A 14,575-nucleotide genomic window follows, 5' to 3' on the forward strand; every position below is an offset into this window, starting at 1 on the left:
GCCGCAGTGCGGCGCATTTCTTAAAACAACATTACGGGCTAGGAGCAGCGGCAGCGATATTGTTTTTGGTGATCGCGCCCGAGGCAACAGTGTTGGACACAGTAGTTGCATTGGACCAAGTCAGCGCGCTTCCCCCTGCAGTGGAGGTCGGAGTCATAGTAATGGTCTGGGAATCAACGCCAGTGCCAATACCGGTAGCCAAGGTCAGCGTAATAACGCCGTCGGCAACGGTAGCGCCGGATACTTCTTTGGTTGCGGTGAAGGTCGGCATACCAGCGGCACCCGTGTCGCAAGAAGTCAGAACGCCGCCGGCCTCCTGGGCACACAGGGCAACTGCAGTTTTCAGCGAGTCAGCCGCAGTGAGAGCGTTACCGACCTTGGCCTTAATGGTGTAATCCTGGTATTGCGGGATAGCAACAGCAGCCAGGATACCGATGATCGCAACGACGATCATCAACTCGATCAGAGTAAAACCTTTTTGAGCCTTCATAATTCTCTCCAGTGTTTAGGTGCCGGTCGTAGGACCTGACAGTTACGAAAGCAGATTCCATGCCAATACGTTCAGCGCCAAAATTAACGGAGCTCGAAGGTTTTCTCCGTTTCTACAGAGCGAAATTACGCAGGAACTGACAAATTTTGACACCTGTTAGCGTCTGATTTGGCACCTCACCGCATCTGCGTTATAAGGCTTGAAACTCTTATCTGGCTATTTTCCATGAACGATCAAGTCGTACTGTCAGGACTCGCTCGTCAGTTGGTGCAATTTCAGCTGCTCGACGAGAAAAGTGCCCGGCAGGCCCAGGAGCAGGCCCAGCGCAATAAGCTGTCGCTGGTCACCTATCTGGTACAAAACAAGCTGGTCAAAAGCCGCCCGCTAACTGAACTCGCCGCAGAGCAGTTCGGCGTGGCCTTTTGTGACCTGGGCGGCCTAGATCGTGAGACATTTCCTAAGGAGCTGGTGTCTGAAAAGCTTGTGCGCCAGCATCGCGCGCTCCCCCTATGGAAGCGGGGCAACAAGCTATTCGTGGGCGTCTCAGACCCGACGAATCACCAGGCAATTACAGACATCCAATTCAGCACGGGGCTCACCACCGAAGCGATTCTGGTTGACGATGACAAGCTTGGCGACGCCATCGAAAAACTGTACGAAAGCGCCACAGGCGGCCTCGACGATCTTGGCGACATTGATCTCGAGAATATCGATGTTGAGGGCGGCAGCGCTGCCGCAAGGGACGAGGACGTCGGAGGGGACGCCGATGATGCGCCGGTCGTGCGATTCGTCAACAAGATGCTGCTAGATGCCATCCGCGGCGGGTCTTCCGACCTCCACTTCGAACCTTATGAGAAGGTTTACCGGGTTCGTTTTCGTACTGACGGCATGCTGCACGAAACAGCCAAACCGCCGATCCAGTTGGCGAGCCGCATATCCGCGCGCTTGAAGGTCATGGCGGGCCTGGACATTTCGGAACGCCGCAAACCCCAGGACGGCCGCATCAAGATGCGCGTGTCTAAGACCAAGTCCATCGACTTCCGCGTCAACACCCTGCCTACGCTGTGGGGCGAGAAGATCGTGATGCGGATTCTCGACTCTTCCAGCGCGCAGATGGGCATCGATGCCCTGGGTTATGAAGAATCGCAGAAGCAACTCTACCTGGACGCCCTCAAGCAACCCCAGGGCATGATCCTGGTGACCGGCCCCACCGGGTCGGGCAAGACGGTATCGCTATATACGGGCCTGAACATTCTCAACACGCCGGATATTAACATCTCCACCGCCGAAGACCCGGTGGAGATCAACCTAGAGGGGATCAACCAGGTCAACGTCAACCCGCGCCAGGGCATGGACTTCGCCCAGGCGCTTCGAGCCTTCCTACGCCAGGACCCGGACGTGATCATGGTCGGCGAAATCCGTGACCTGGAAACAGCCGAGATCGCCATCAAGGCTGCGCAGACCGGCCACATGGTAATGTCCACATTGCACACCAACAGCGCCGCCGAAACCTTGACCCGTCTACTCAACATGGGCGTTGCGTCGTTTAATCTGGCCACGTCGACCAACCTCATCATTGCCCAACGCCTGGCACGCAAGCTCTGCCCGCACTGTAAAAAGGAACATGACATCCCTCAAGAAGCCCTTCTGCATGAAGGTTTCCCGGCGGACAAGATCGGCACGTTCAAGCTGTACTCCCCCGTCGGGTGTGAGAATTGCAAAGGCGGGTACAAGGGACGCTTGGGTATTTATGAAGTGGTTAAAATCACGCCTGCCCTGCAGCGGATTATCATGGAAGAAGGCAACTCCATTCAGATCGCCGAACAGGCCCGCAAAGAAGGCTTCAACGATCTGCGCACTTCAGGGCTGATGAAAGCGATGCAAGGCATCACCAGCCTCGAAGAAGTCAACCGCGTGACCAAGGATTAATCCATGGCGGAAAAAGCATTGAGGACCAGTGTCTTTACCTGGGAAGGCACTGACCGTAAGGGCGGGAAGGTTAAAGGGGAGCTTTCCGGAGTCAACACGGCGCTGGTCAAGGCACAGCTTCGCAAGCAGGGTATCAACCCGATCAAGGTGCGAAAGAAAGGCATTTCGCTGCTGAGCAAGGGCAAGAAGATCAAGCCTATGGACATCGCCTTGTTCACCAGACAGATGGCAACCATGATGGGCTCGGGCGTCCCCCTGTTGCAGTCCTTCGACATCATCGGCGAGGGCTTCGATAATCCAAACATGCGCAAGCTGGTCGATGAGATCAAGCAAGAAGTAGCCTCGGGTAACAGCCTCGCGAACTCTCTACGCAAGAAGCCGCTCTACTTTGATGATCTGTACTGCAACCTTGTGGATGCAGGCGAGCAATCCGGTGCTCTAGAAACTTTGCTGGACCGGGTTGCCACCTACAAGGAAAAGACCGAGTCGCTCAAGGCCAAGATCAAGAAGGCCATGACCTATCCCATCGCGGTCATCGTGGTTGCCGTTATCGTTTCAGCCATTCTGCTGATCAAGGTCGTCCCGCAATTCCAATCGGTATTTGCTAACTTTGGTGCAGAACTTCCAGCATTCACACGCTTGGTTATCTCCATTTCAGAGGTGTTACAAGCATGGTGGTTCATCGTCCTGATCGCTCTGTTCGTCATTGCCTTCATTCTGAGGGAAGCTCATCGGCGATCAGAACCTTTCAGAGACATGGTTGACCGTGGGGTACTGAAGCTCCCGATTATCGGCGACATCATCTACAAGTCTGCTGTAGCCCGTTATGCTCGCACCTTATCCACAACATTCGCCGCCGGGGTTCCACTAGTTGAAGCCTTGGACTCTGTATCCGGTGCTACCGGTAATGTGGTGTTCCGCACGGCAGTGAACAAGATCAAGCAAGACGTTTCTTCGGGCACCCAACTGAACTTCTCCATGCGTACCACCGGCGTATTCCCAAGCATGGCCATCCAGATGGCCGCCATCGGTGAAGAGTCTGGCTCGCTGGACGCCATGCTTGACAAAGTGGCCAGCTACTACGAAGAAGAAGTCGACAACGCCGTCGACAACCTGACCACCCTGATGGAACCCATGATCATGGCGGTCCTAGGTGTTCTGGTAGGCGGCCTGATCATCGCCATGTACCTGCCGATCTTCCAACTGGGCAACGTCGTATAACCCATGTCCGTTCTTAACTTCCTGGCCAGCACCCCGCTGGCCTTTGTTTTATGCGTCACCCTCCTCGGTCTGCTGGTCGGCAGTTTCCTTAACGTGGTGATCCATCGCCTGCCGCGGATGATGGAGCTCGACTGGCAGCAGCAGGCGCGGGAAACCCTGGGCCTGCCGGAGGGCGATAAGCTCCCGACCTACAACCTGGTCCTGCCCAACTCCCAGTGCCCGCATTGCGCCCACGAGATCAAGGCCTGGGAAAACATCCCGGTGGTCAGTTGGCTGGCGCTGCGTGGCAAGTGTTCGTCCTGCAAGGCGCCGATCAGCAAGCGTTATCCGCTGGTGGAGCTGGCCTGTGGCGCGCTCTCTGCCTTTATCGCCTGGCACTACGGCTTCGGCTGGCAAGCCGGGGCGATGCTGCTGCTGACCTGGGGTCTGCTGGCGATGAGCATGATCGACGTCGATCACCAGTTGCTGCCGGATGCCCTGGTGCTGCCGCTGCTCTGGCTCGGGCTGATCGTCAATCACTTCGGGCTCTTCACCAGCCTGGGCGATGCGCTCTGGGGCGCGGTGTTCGGTTACCTGAGCCTGTGGTCGGTGTACTGGCTGTTCAAGCTGATCACCGGCAAGGAAGGCATGGGCTACGGCGACTTCAAGCTGCTGGCCATGCTTGGCGCCTGGGGTGGCTGGCAGGTACTGCCGCTGACCATCCTGCTGTCGTCGCTGGTGGGCGCGGTGCTGGGGGTGATCATGCTGCGCCTGCGCAATGCAGAAACCAGTACGCCGATCCCCTTCGGCCCCTATCTGGCCATCGCCGGCTGGATTGCGTTGCTCTGGGGTGATCAAATAACCGCGACCTATCTGCAGTTCGCCGGTTTCCGCTAGCCTTCTCCTGCGCCGAGCCCCATCGGCGCATCTGGACGGCCACCGGGCCGGCTGAAAGGAGAACCATGAAACCCTGGATCCTGGGCCTCACCGGCGGCATTGGTAGCGGCAAGAGCGCCGCTGCCGAGCATTTCGCCTCGCTAGGCATACATATGGTTGATGCCGACCACGCCGCGCGCTGGGTCGTGGAGCCCGGCCGCCCTGCCCTGGCAAAGATTGTCGAGCGCTTCGGTGACACCATGCTGCTGCCGGACGGCCAGCTCAATCGTGCTGCCCTGCGCGAGCGCATCTTCAAGGCCGAAGACGAACGCCGCTGGCTGGAACAGCTGCTGCACCCGCTGATCGGCCAGGAGATCGTCAGCAACCTGGCGCAGGCGCAGTCGCCCTACGCCATCCTGGTTTCGCCGCTACTGGTGGAGTCCGGGCAGTACCGCATGGCACAGCGCGTGCTGGTGGTGGATACCCCCGAACACCTGCAACTGGAGCGCACCATGCGCCGGGACCAGGTGTCCGAAGAACAGGTCCGCTCGATTCTCAAGGCCCAGGCCTTGCGCGATGACCGACTCAAGCACGCGGACGACGTGCTGCTCAACGATGGCGACCTCGGCCACCTGCACCAGCAGGTCGAGCGTCTGCATCAGTTCTATCTAGGCCTGCGTGGAGGACAACCATGAGCCAACCCTTGACCGTGGAATGCCCCACCTGCGGCGCCCCCGTGGAGTGGAGCCCGAAGAATGAATACCGCCCCTTCTGCTCGCACCGCTGCAAGCTGATCGACCTCGGCGCCTGGGCGGCGGAAGAGCACGCCATTCCCGGCGACAACCTTGAGGATGAGCTGTTCTCCGGTGATCTGGAGAAGCCACGCGGACATTGAGCCGTGAAAAAGCCGCCCTTCGGGGCGGCTTTTTTATGTCTGATAATTCCAGCTCGGTGATGGCGCCTTTTGCAGGAGCGAGCTTGCTCGCGAACCGCCCGAGCGCCGGGGCGGCAAGGAAGAGCGTTCGCGAGCAAGCTCGCTCCTACAACAGAGCAAAAGCCCCGCGGATGGGGGGGCCTTCAATCAGGGGCGCATGAACGAGTAGTCCCGCTCCTCGTCCAGGTTGTCGGCGAGGAAGTGCAGTTCGTGGCCCAGGTCTTCCTGCGTTCGAACCTGCGAGTTGGCCTGCACCACCACGCTGAGCAGCGCGCGCACCACCAGTTGCGGGTCCTGCCCGGCCGCTTCGGCTTCGATCAGCAGTTCGTTGAGGCGCTGTTCGGCCCAGCTGTGAATGCTCATCGGCAATCTCCTTGCGAATGGGGGCCAAGCTTCCCTGATCGCAGGACGTTTCCGAACTGACCTGGGTCAAACCGCGGGGGCAATGGACCTAGCAGATGGCCGAACATCAACGCGACTCATCGTCATCCTTCCACGGCGCTTGCAGGTAGCGCGTACGGTTGAAGGTTTCCAGCCAGTCCGGATAGAAGACCACCAGCCCGGTGACGATGGTGCCGTTGATGAAAGCCTCGGGGAACATGATCAGCCACAGGTAGCCAATGAAGTCCTCGATCCACGGCGGCATGGGGAACAACCCGTCCATCCACAGCAGTCCGAGGCCCAGCAACAGGCTGCACACTGCCGCCAGCGCCGCTGGGAAGAAGCCCGAGCAGAAGATGTAGACGAACAGGTTGCGCGGCTGCCGGCGCTCCACCAGTATTGCCGCCACCTCGGTGATCAGCACCGGAATCAGGATCAGCAGGATGCCGTTGACGCCGATGGCCGCCCAGTCCTGGCGGTCGATCAGGCACAGGCCGATCTGCGCCACCAGCCCGACGATAATCGCCAGCGGCCAGTCCAGCAGCAGGGTCACGGCGGTCATGCCGATGAAATGGAAGGACACTCCGGAAGCGAAGTCACGCCGCACCAGCCAGAGCAGGAACAGCCCGAGCATGGTGCCGAATACCAGGTGCTGTCGGCGGAAGTCGCTGACCAGCTCCAGCCAAGGCGCGCGCCAGATGGCCCAGGCGACGATGGGCAGGTAGATCGCCCAGCCGATCTCCAGGGTTTCCGCCGACAGCAGCTGCGCGGCAATCACGGTGTGCCCCGCTCCATCGCCTGGCGCAGGGCTTCAGCCGACTCGAACTGCTCGGTGGCGACGACTGAGCCCTGCTCCAGCTGCAGCCAGGTCACCGTGTCGGCCTTGGCCGGGAACCGATTGGCCACGCGCGGCTCGCGGTCCAGCAGTACGCGATAGGAGTAGTCACGCATCGCGGGGACCGCGAACAGCTTCGAGATAGGCGCAGGCATGCGGCTGATGTCGGCGACAAAAACCGCGCCACGAGACTCCAGATAGCCTGCCGGGCGATCCACCAATGCGGCTTTCACCAGCTTGGAGCCGGCCATGTCGTGGGCGACCAGCAGCACTTTCAGGTCAGCTGTCGCCGTGTAGGGCTTGTCGAACTGATCCAGCAGCGTCCATCCGATGGCCGGCGACTCCTGCGCCAACGCCACGCTCGCCAGCACCATCAACAGCATCCCGCCCAGCACTCGTCTCACGCTTCCCCCTTTCCCGGAACCGTCAATGATTGGCAACAGTCTACACCGCCATCGGCGCCCGCCCGTGCCTGCCAGCAACTATGCTTGAGGCATGAACGAGTCCGACTATCTGCGCCTGCTGACGCGCCAGGCGGAACAAGCCAACGACTTCCTCTCCAACGCCCGCAAGTGGGAGCGCGAGTGCTGGGCCTGCCAGCGCCTGCTGCAGGCGCTGAAGGTGCCGTATCGCCAGGAAGACTTCATTGCGCCAACCCAGCAGCCGCCGGACGTATTGTTCCGCGACGCAACCTTCGAGGTGTTCTTCGTGCTCGACCAGGGCCGCCGGCTCAACGAGGAGTGGAAGGAAGAACTGCTACGCCGGCGCATGGCCCAGAGCATCAACCAACTGATTCGCCGCGAGCAGCGACCACGGCGGATTCCCTGCGCGGAGCTGCAGGCGCGCCTGGCACCGACGCTGCGCAAGAAAGCGCACAACTACACCGAGCGCGGCATCGATCCACGTGAGCTGGACCTCCTCGCCTTCGTCAGCCTCAAGCGCGAGACGCCGGACTTCAACACCCCTTTTCCGCCGCCCACCGAGTACCTGCGGCAGGGTTGGCGCTCGTTGTCGGTGGTCGGCCCGACTTTCGCCCGCGTGCTCTTCGCCCACAGTGATGCGCCGGACTTCCTGCGCAGTAGCCTGGGTCGCAGCATCCTTTTCGACATGGGCGTCGGCCTGTAAATAGGCGCCGACGCAAAGCTGCATTGATCGGCGGCGCATTGAGAGGCCGCCCAAGCCCTACTAGAATGCTCGACATTATAAACGGAGGCCGCCCATGCCCAGTCGCCTGAGCCCCGAAGACCAGCAGAAGGTCGATCACTACCTCAGCTCTCCCGTGCACCAGGTCGAACGAGCGCCGTTCAAACCCTGGCTGATGATGGGAGCCTTGCTCGCTGTGGTCATCGCCCTGGGTTTGCTGAGCCGCCTCCTGGCCTACCTTGCGTGAGCGCCGTGCCGCCACGGGCCGATACAGGATTCCTTAAGCTATGAGAATGCACCATGTCCCATCGTATCGTGATCGTCGGCGGCGGCGCCGGCGGGCTGGAGCTCGCGACCCGTCTCGGCCGCACCCTGGGTAAAAAGGGCAAGGCGCGCATTACGCTCGTCGACGCCAACCTCACCCACATCTGGAAACCCCTGCTGCACGAAGTCGCCGCCGGCTCGCTCAACTCTTCCGAGGATGAGCTGAACTACGTCGCCCAGGCGAAATGGAACCACTTCGAATTCCAGCTCGGCCGCCTCGACGGCCTGGACCGCGCGAGCAAGCGTATCCAGCTCGCCGCCACGCTCGACGAGCAGGGCGAAGAACTGGTGCCTGCGCGCAGCCTGGAGTACGACACGCTGGTCCTGTCCATCGGCAGCACCACCAACGACTTCGGCACTGCCGGAGCGGCGGATCACTGCATCTTCCTGGACACCCGCGAGCAGGCCGAACGCTTCCACAAGCAACTGCTGACCCACTACCTGCGCGCCCACGCCGGGCAGGACAAGGACGACCAGATCAGCGTCGCCATCGTTGGCGCCGGCGCCACGGGTGTCGAACTGTCGGCCGAGCTGCACCATGCGGCGCAGGAGCTGGCGGCCTATGGCCTGACCGGCATCCAGCCGCAGAACATGCGTATCACCCTGATCGAGGCTGGCCCGCGCGTGCTGCCGGCGCTGCCCGAGCGCATCAGCCAACCGGTCCATCAGACTCTGGAGAAACTCGGCGTGCGCGTGGCGACCGGGTCGGCGGTACAGGAAGTGACGGCCGACGGCCTGCGGACTTCGGCTGGCGAGTTCATTCCGGCGAGCCTGAAGGTCTGGGCGGCGGGCATCCGCGCGCCGAGCCTGCTCAAGGAGATCGACGGCCTGGAAACCAACCGTATCAACCAACTGGTGGTGCGCTCGACGCTGCAGACCACCCGCGACGACAACATCTTCGCCTTCGGTGACTGTGCCGCCTGCCCGATGGGCGATGGCAGCGAACGCACCGTGCCGCCGCGCGCCCAGGCCGCGCACCAGCAAGCTTCGCTGCTGGCCAAGGCCCTGGTCGCGAAGCTCGATGGCAAGCCGCTGCCGGAGTACCGCTACACCGACTACGGCTCGCTGATCTCGCTGTCGCGCTTCAGTGCGGTGGGCAACCTGATGGGTAACCTGATGGGCAGCGTGAAGCTGGAAGGCTGGCTGGCGCGGATGTTCTATGTGTCGCTGTACCGCATGCACCAGATGGCGCTGTATGGACCGTTCCGCACGGCGCTGCTGATGATTGCGGACCGTATCGGGCGCAGTACCGAGCCACGCTTGAAGCTGCATTGATCGGGTAGCAATGGCGGGTTAAGTCCGCTCCTGCGGGAATTGCCCCTTGTAGGAGCGAGCTCGCTCGCGAACCGCCCTAGCCTTGTGCTGCCGGCAAAGAGCGTTCGCGAGCAGGCTCGCTCCTACACAACGCTGTATCGCCGATAAATACCAGGCACAAAAAAGCCGCCCCGAGGGGCGGCTTTTTCGTTACAGCCGAGCAGCCTTACAGCGCCGCCAGCATCGACTGGGCCGGGATGGCCTGGAAGTCGATGGACATCATCAGGCTCAGCACGCTGATCGCGATGATGGAGAAAGCGAACAACTGACGTGCCCAGCGGCGGTCATCTTCGGCACTGAAGCCTTTCACCGCGATGAACAGCCACCAGGCGCTGACAGCCAGCGCCACCACCAGGTAACCGTAGCCGGCGAAGCCGGTCACGGTCAGCAGCAGGGTCGCCAGGCCGAAGGCCAGTACGTAGTAGAGGATCTGCTTCTTGGTCGCTTCGATGCCCCGCTCCACCGGCAGCACGGGAATTCCGGCCGCGCGGTAGTCGTTGAGGCGGAAGATCGCGATGGCGTAGCTGTGGGGCATCTGCCAGAGGCAGAAGATCAACAGCAGCACCGCCGCGCCCATGTCGAAGTGACCACTGGCGGCACAGTAACCCACCACCGGCGGCATGGCCCCGGAGAGACTGCCGACCAGCGTGCCGTAGACCGAGCTGCGCTTGAGCCAGAGGCTGTAGAGCACGACGTAGACGAAGAAGCCGAACGCGGCGAGCAGGGTCGCCTGCACGTTGGTCTTCCACGCCAGCAGGCCGAAGCCCGCCGCGCCGAGGACCACACCGTGGGCCAGGGCGGCCTTCAGCGAGATCTGCCCGGTCACGGTGACACGGCTGCGGGTACGCTCCATGAAGCGATCGATGTCGCGGTCGATGCAGTTGTTGAACACACAACCGCTGGCAACGACCAGGGACAGGCCGATCACGGTGGCCAGCAGCAGCATCGGGTCAACGCTGCCGCGAGCGGCGAGGAAGTAACCCCCCGCCACCGCGATCAGGTTTCCGAAGATGATGCCCGGCTTGGCGACCAGGAGATAACGCTTGAGTTTCACGGCATCGGCCCTCAGGGCATCGGCATCATCAGGGTGTCTGCGGTGTAGATAATCCACAGCGACAGACCGACCACCAGCAGGATGATGATGGCGGTGAAGATGAATGCCATGACGTTCCAGCGGCCTTCGGAGCTGAAGTTCATGTGCAGGAAGCAGATCAGGTGCACGACGACCTGAACCAGGCCCAGGATCACCATGGTCAGCAGGGTGGCGTGACGCGAGAAGCCACCGTCGATGACCATGTAGAACGGGATAGCGGTCAGGATCACCGAGAGCACGAAGCCGATGGCGTACGAACCCAGACTGCCGTGGCCGGCACCGTGGGAATCGTGGCCGTGGGCGCCGTGGGAGTCGTGATGATGTGCAGCAGCGGACATTACAGAGCCCCCATCAGGTAGACGACGGTGAATACGCAGATCCAGACGATGTCCAGGAAGTGCCAGAACAGGCTCAGGCACATCATGCGGGTGTTGTTCTGCGCGGTCAGGCCGCGGGTGCCGATCTGCGCCATCAGCACCAGCATCCACAGCAGGCCTGCGGAAACGTGCAGGCCGTGCATGCCGACCAGGGTGAAGAAGGACGACAGGAAGGCGCTGCGGCTCGGGCCGAAGCCTTCGACGATCAGGTGATGGAACTCGTTGAGCTCCATGCCGATGAACGCGGCGCCGCAGAGGAAGGTCACGCCCAGCCAGGCGATGGCCTTGCCCTTGGCACCCTTGTGCGCGGCCAGCATGGCCAGGCCGTAGGTGCAGGAGGAGATCAGCAGGATCGCGGTTTCGACGGCCACGTAGGGCAGTTCGAAGATGTCCTTGCCGCTCGGGCCGCCGGCCGTGTGGTTGACCAGCACGGCGTAGGTGGCGAAGACGCTCGCGAACAGGATGCAGTCGGTCATCAGGTACAGCCAGAAGCCGAAGACCGTCATGCCGCCGCTGTCGTGGGCGTGGTCATGGTCGTGCGCCGCTTCGTGCGTATCGACCAGGTGTTGATTCAGTACTGCCGTCGACATGGTTTTATACCTGCTGCGCGGTGGCGAGTTTCTGGAAGTTGGCGTTCTCGATGCGCTCGATCTCATCCGGCTGGACGTAATAGTCCACGTCGGTGATGTAGCTGCGCACGATGACCGAGGCGATCATGCCGACGAAGCCAACACCCACCAGCCACCAGATGTGCCAGATGGCGGCGAAGCCGAAGAGGAAGGCGAACACGGCGATGGAGAAGCCAGCGGCGGTGTTCTTCGGCATGTGGATCGGCGCGTAGGCCGGCAGCTTGCGGTACGCGGTACCGGTCTGCTTCATGTCGTGGAACGCGTCGATGTCGTTGACCTTCGGCAGTTCGGCGAAGTTGTAGTACGGCGGCGGCGAGGAAGTGGACCATTCCAGGGTACGGCCACCCCACGGGTCGCCAGTCAGGTCGGCCAGTTGCTTGCGGTTCTTGATCGATACCAGCAGCTGGATCAGCTGGCAGGCGATACCGAAGAAGATCAGCACAGCGCCGAAGAACGCCACCACCAGGTACGGCTTCCACATCGGGTTGTCGTAGTGGTTCAGGCGACGGGTCATGCCCATGAAGCCGAGTATGTACAGCGGCATGAAGGCCATGTAGAAGCCGACCAGCCAGCACCAGAAGGAACGCTTGCCCCACTTCTCGTCCAGCTTGAAGCCGAAGGCTTTCGGGAACCAGAAGACGAAGCCGGCCAGGTAGCCAAACACCGCACCACCGATGATGGTGTTGTGGAAGTGGGCGATCAGGAACAGGCTGTTGTGCAGCAGGTAGTCAGCGCCCGGAATGGCCAGCAGAACGCCGGTCATGCCACCGATGGTGAAGGTGACGATGAAGCCCAGGGTCCACAGGATCGGGGTGTCGAAGCGCAGGCGGCCACGGTAGATGGTGAACAGCCAGTTGAACAGCTTCACCCCGGTCGGGATGGAGATCAGCATGGTCGCAACGCCGAAGAAGCCGTTGACGTCGCCGCCCGAACCCATGGTGAAGAAGTGGTGCAGCCACACGGTGAAGCCGAGGAAGGTGATCGCGGCGCTCGCCCACACCATCGAGGTGTAGCCGAACATTTTCTTGCCAGCGAAGGTCGCGGTGACTTCGGAGAAGATACCGAACGCCGGCAGGATCAGGATGTACACCTCAGGATGGCCCCAGGCCCAGAAGAGGTTGATGTACATCATGGCGTTGCCGCCCAGCTCGTTGGTGAAGAAGTGCATGTCGAAGTAGCGGTCCAGCGACAGCAGGCCCAGGGCTGCGGTCAGGATCGGGAACGACGCAACGATCAGGATGTTGGCGAAGGTGCAGGTCCAGGTGAAGATCGGCATCTGCATCAGCTTCATGCCGGGGGTGCGCATCTTGAACACGGTGACCAGGAAGTTGATACCCGTTAGCAAGGTACCCATACCCGATATCTGCAGCGCCCAGATGTAGTAGTCCACACCCACGCCCGGGCTGTAGGCCAGTTCGGACAGCGGCGGGTAAGCGACCCAACCGGTACGGGCGAATTCGCCCAGACCCAGCGAGACGTTCACCAGCATGGCGCTGACGACCAGCAGCCAGAAGCTCAGGGAGTTCAGGAAGGGGAACGCCACGTCGCGTGCGCCGATCTGCAGCGGCACGGCCAGGTTCATCAGACCGGTCATGAAGGGCATGGCCATGAAGATGATCATGATCACGCCGTGAGCGGTGAAGATCTGGTCGTAGTGTTCCGGCGGCAGGTAGCCGTGGTTGGCGCCTTCAGCCAGCGCGAGCTGGCCGCGCATCATGATGGCGTCGGCGAAGCCGCGTAGCAGCATGACCAGGGCGACGATGATGTACATCACGCCGATTTTCTTGTGGTCGATGGACGTCAGCCATTCGGTCCACAGGTAGGTCCACTTGCGGTAGTAAGTGATCGCGCCGAACACACCGAGGCCCAACAGGGCGACGATGGCCAGCGTGATGACGATGATCGGCTCGTGATACGGCACGGCCGACAGTGTCAGTTTCCCGAACATCTGCGGTTACTCCTGGCTCGGATTCATTTGCATGCCCTGCATGCCTTGCATGTTGCTCATGTCGTGGCCCGCCATGGCGGCCTCGTCATGCGCTTCGCCGTGTTCACCCTTGGCCGCCTGCTCGGCTTTCGCCATGGCGTGGCCGGCGTGTTCCCACTTGTTCAGAACCTGGGAGAACAGCTCGGGGCTGACGGTTGCGAAGTAGGTCGCCGGAACGTTCTCGGTCGGTTTCACCAGCTCCGGGTACTGATCCAGGTTCAGGGTCTGCTGCGAGGCCTTGACCTTCGCGACCCAGTCCTGGAAGCCCTGCTCGGAGGTGGAGATGGCCTTGAACTTCATGCCCGAGAAACCGCCGCCGCTGTAGTTCGCGGAGATGCCGTCGAACACGCCTTCTTCGTTGGCGATCAGGTGCAGCTTGGTGAGCATCCCGGCCATGGAATAGATCTGGCTACCCAGTTGCGGGATGAAGAACGAGTTCATCACCGAATCCGAGGTGATCTGGAAGTTCACCGGGGTGTCTTTCGGGAAGGCGATTTCGTTGACGGTGGCGATGCCCTGTTCCGGGTAGATGAACAGCCACTTCCAGTCCAGCGAGATGGCCTGGATGGTCACCGGCTTGACCTCGGAGTCCAGCGGACGGTAAGGGTCCAGCTTGTGGGTGCTCTCCCAGGTGATCCAGCCGAGCACGGCGATGATCAGGCAGGGAACCAGCCATACCACCAGCTCGATCTTGGTCGAGTGGGACCAGTCCGGCATGTAGGTGGCCTTGGTGTTCGAAGCCCGGTATTTCCAGGCGAACGCGAAGGTCATCAGGATGACCGGCACCACCACGATCAGCATCAGCAGGGTTGCCGTGATGATCAGGGACTTCTCGTCAGCGCCGACCTGCCCTTTCGGGTCGAACAGCGCCATGTTGCAACCACCGAGCATCAGCATCGGCAGCCACGCAAGTCTCTTCAAAATTCCTGTGTACTGCTCTTTTTTCATCTTGCGGCCTTAGTGGATGAAAATCGCTTCACCGCCCATGAGCCTTCGCCACGCATCGCTCGACGACTCGTTACCCGCGACCTTTCCAGGTCGCCTGCCAGGGCTGTCATGGATT

General features: G+C 61.2%; 17 protein-coding genes. 8 read left to right on the forward strand and 9 right to left on the reverse strand.

Features of this window, described 5'->3' with window-relative positions; genetic code table 11:
* Positions 1-31: 31 nt before the first annotated feature.
* Entirely contained in the window at positions 32-490 is a 459-nt protein-coding gene (locus ACNFH5_RS10435) for a pilin (RefSeq protein ID WP_416745721.1), read from the reverse strand.
* A 225-nt stretch (positions 491-715) separates the two neighbouring features.
* On the opposite strand from ACNFH5_RS10435, the gene pilB reads away from it, so the two are divergent.
* The 5 genes from pilB (at position 716) to yacG (ending at position 5,390) form a co-directional block, all read left to right on the forward strand.
* A complete protein-coding gene (pilB, locus tag ACNFH5_RS10440; RefSeq protein ID WP_416745723.1) occupies positions 716-2,419 on the forward strand; it encodes a type IV-A pilus assembly ATPase PilB in 1,704 nt (567 codons plus the stop codon).
* Between the two features lie 3 nt (positions 2,420-2,422).
* Positions 2,423-3,640 (forward strand): type II secretion system F family protein, encoded by a 1,218-nt coding sequence (locus ACNFH5_RS10445; RefSeq protein WP_416745725.1) that lies wholly within the window; start codon positions 2,423-2,425, stop codon positions 3,638-3,640.
* Positions 3,641-3,643: 3 nt separating this feature from the next.
* Positions 3,644-4,516, forward strand: a complete 873-nt coding sequence (locus ACNFH5_RS10450; RefSeq protein WP_416745727.1) for a prepilin peptidase — start codon at positions 3,644-3,646, stop codon at positions 4,514-4,516.
* A 65-nt stretch (positions 4,517-4,581) separates the two neighbouring features.
* Positions 4,582-5,190, forward strand: a complete 609-nt coding sequence (gene coaE, locus ACNFH5_RS10455; protein WP_416745730.1) for a dephospho-CoA kinase — start codon at positions 4,582-4,584, stop codon at positions 5,188-5,190.
* Positions 5,187-5,390: a DNA gyrase inhibitor YacG gene (gene yacG / locus ACNFH5_RS10460; RefSeq protein WP_416745732.1), complete on the forward strand. Its 204-nt coding sequence runs from the start codon at positions 5,187-5,189 to the stop codon at positions 5,388-5,390. The genes coaE and yacG overlap by 4 nt, the downstream gene beginning before the upstream one ends.
* 186 nt (positions 5,391-5,576) lie before the next feature.
* On the opposite strand, the gene ACNFH5_RS10465 is transcribed toward yacG, so the two are convergent.
* From ACNFH5_RS10465 to ACNFH5_RS10475, 3 genes are all read right to left on the reverse strand, one after another.
* Entirely contained in the window at positions 5,577-5,792 is a 216-nt protein-coding gene (locus ACNFH5_RS10465; RefSeq protein WP_416745734.1) for a hypothetical protein, read from the reverse strand.
* 106 nt (positions 5,793-5,898) lie between these two features.
* A complete protein-coding gene (locus ACNFH5_RS10470; protein WP_416745736.1) occupies positions 5,899-6,588 on the reverse strand; it encodes an energy-coupling factor ABC transporter permease in 690 nt (229 codons plus the stop codon).
* Positions 6,585-7,019 (reverse strand): FAD/FMN-containing dehydrogenase, encoded by a 435-nt coding sequence (locus ACNFH5_RS10475; RefSeq protein WP_416746436.1) that lies wholly within the window; start codon positions 7,017-7,019, stop codon positions 6,585-6,587. Before ACNFH5_RS10475 ends, ACNFH5_RS10470 begins: the two co-directional genes overlap by 4 nt.
* Before the next feature lie 121 nt (positions 7,020-7,140).
* Here ACNFH5_RS10475 and ACNFH5_RS10480 point away from each other — a divergent pair, with 121 nt between their 5' ends.
* The 3 genes from ACNFH5_RS10480 to ACNFH5_RS10490 all read left to right on the forward strand — a co-directional run bounded on the left by ACNFH5_RS10480 (position 7,141) and on the right by ACNFH5_RS10490 (position 9,387).
* The gene (locus ACNFH5_RS10480) at positions 7,141-7,770 is read left to right on the forward strand and encodes a DUF1780 domain-containing protein (RefSeq protein WP_416745738.1); all 630 of its coding nucleotides are present in this window, start codon (positions 7,141-7,143) and stop codon (positions 7,768-7,770) included.
* 94 nt (positions 7,771-7,864) lie between these two features.
* Positions 7,865-8,035, forward strand: coding sequence for a DUF3094 domain-containing protein (locus ACNFH5_RS10485; protein WP_416745740.1), 171 nt, complete (start codon positions 7,865-7,867; stop codon positions 8,033-8,035).
* A gap of 53 nt (positions 8,036-8,088) precedes the next feature.
* Positions 8,089-9,387, forward strand: a complete 1,299-nt coding sequence (locus ACNFH5_RS10490) for an NAD(P)/FAD-dependent oxidoreductase (RefSeq protein WP_416745742.1) — start codon at positions 8,089-8,091, stop codon at positions 9,385-9,387.
* A gap of 205 nt (positions 9,388-9,592) precedes the next feature.
* Here the strand turns inward: ACNFH5_RS10490 and cyoE are convergent, their stop codons facing one another.
* From cyoE to cyoA, 5 genes are read right to left on the reverse strand one after another with little or no spacing between them, the layout of a single operon-like run.
* Positions 9,593-10,480, reverse strand: a complete 888-nt coding sequence (gene cyoE / locus ACNFH5_RS10495) for a heme o synthase (protein ID WP_065084247.1) — start codon at positions 10,478-10,480, stop codon at positions 9,593-9,595.
* An 11-nt stretch (positions 10,481-10,491) separates the two neighbouring features.
* On the reverse strand, positions 10,492-10,857 hold the full coding sequence (gene cyoD / locus ACNFH5_RS10500; protein WP_024765643.1) for a cytochrome o ubiquinol oxidase subunit IV: 366 nt from the start codon (positions 10,855-10,857) through the stop codon (positions 10,492-10,494).
* Positions 10,857-11,486, reverse strand: a complete 630-nt coding sequence (cyoC, locus tag ACNFH5_RS10505; RefSeq protein WP_015475724.1) for a cytochrome o ubiquinol oxidase subunit III — start codon at positions 11,484-11,486, stop codon at positions 10,857-10,859. The genes cyoD and cyoC overlap by 1 nt, the downstream gene beginning before the upstream one ends.
* Before the next feature lie 4 nt (positions 11,487-11,490).
* Positions 11,491-13,473, reverse strand: a complete 1,983-nt coding sequence (cyoB, locus tag ACNFH5_RS10510) for a cytochrome o ubiquinol oxidase subunit I (RefSeq protein WP_416745745.1) — start codon at positions 13,471-13,473, stop codon at positions 11,491-11,493.
* Positions 13,474-13,479: 6 nt separating this feature from the next.
* Positions 13,480-14,460, reverse strand: coding sequence for a ubiquinol oxidase subunit II (gene cyoA, locus ACNFH5_RS10515; protein WP_416745747.1), 981 nt, complete (start codon positions 14,458-14,460; stop codon positions 13,480-13,482).
* Positions 14,461-14,575 lie beyond the last annotated feature (115 nt).

It is taken from the genome of Pseudomonas sp. NY15435, from assembly GCF_048068295.1.
GTDB lineage: Bacteria > Pseudomonadota > Gammaproteobacteria > Pseudomonadales > Pseudomonadaceae > Pseudomonas.

What these genes read in the sequence shown, in the direction of transcription:
- ACNFH5_RS10435 (WP_416745721.1), bottom strand. Translation starts at nt 490, where the DNA reads ATGAAGGCTCAAAAAGGTTTTACTCTGATCGAGTTGATGATCGTCGTT.
- pilB (WP_416745723.1), top strand. Translation starts at nt 716, where the DNA reads ATGAACGATCAAGTCGTACTGTCAGGACTCGCTCGTCAGTTGGTGCAA.
- ACNFH5_RS10445 (WP_416745725.1), top strand. Translation starts at nt 2,423, where the DNA reads ATGGCGGAAAAAGCATTGAGGACCAGTGTCTTTACCTGGGAAGGCACT.
- ACNFH5_RS10450 (WP_416745727.1), top strand. Translation starts at nt 3,644, where the DNA reads ATGTCCGTTCTTAACTTCCTGGCCAGCACCCCGCTGGCCTTTGTTTTA.
- coaE (WP_416745730.1), top strand. Translation starts at nt 4,582, where the DNA reads ATGAAACCCTGGATCCTGGGCCTCACCGGCGGCATTGGTAGCGGCAAG.
- yacG (WP_416745732.1), top strand. Translation starts at nt 5,187, where the DNA reads ATGAGCCAACCCTTGACCGTGGAATGCCCCACCTGCGGCGCCCCCGTG.
- ACNFH5_RS10465 (WP_416745734.1), bottom strand. Translation starts at nt 5,792, where the DNA reads ATGAGCATTCACAGCTGGGCCGAACAGCGCCTCAACGAACTGCTGATC.
- ACNFH5_RS10475 (WP_416746436.1), bottom strand. Translation starts at nt 7,019, where the DNA reads ATGGTGCTGGCGAGCGTGGCGTTGGCGCAGGAGTCGCCGGCCATCGGA.
- ACNFH5_RS10480 (WP_416745738.1), top strand. Translation starts at nt 7,141, where the DNA reads ATGAACGAGTCCGACTATCTGCGCCTGCTGACGCGCCAGGCGGAACAA.
- ACNFH5_RS10485 (WP_416745740.1), top strand. Translation starts at nt 7,865, where the DNA reads ATGCCCAGTCGCCTGAGCCCCGAAGACCAGCAGAAGGTCGATCACTAC.
- ACNFH5_RS10490 (WP_416745742.1), top strand. Translation starts at nt 8,089, where the DNA reads ATGTCCCATCGTATCGTGATCGTCGGCGGCGGCGCCGGCGGGCTGGAG.
- cyoD (WP_024765643.1), bottom strand. Translation starts at nt 10,857, where the DNA reads ATGTCCGCTGCTGCACATCATCACGACTCCCACGGCGCCCACGGCCAC.
- cyoC (WP_015475724.1), bottom strand. Translation starts at nt 11,486, where the DNA reads ATGTCGACGGCAGTACTGAATCAACACCTGGTCGATACGCACGAAGCG.
- cyoB (WP_416745745.1), bottom strand. Translation starts at nt 13,473, where the DNA reads ATGTTCGGGAAACTGACACTGTCGGCCGTGCCGTATCACGAGCCGATC.
- cyoA (WP_416745747.1), bottom strand. Translation starts at nt 14,460, where the DNA reads ATGAAAAAAGAGCAGTACACAGGAATTTTGAAGAGACTTGCGTGGCTG.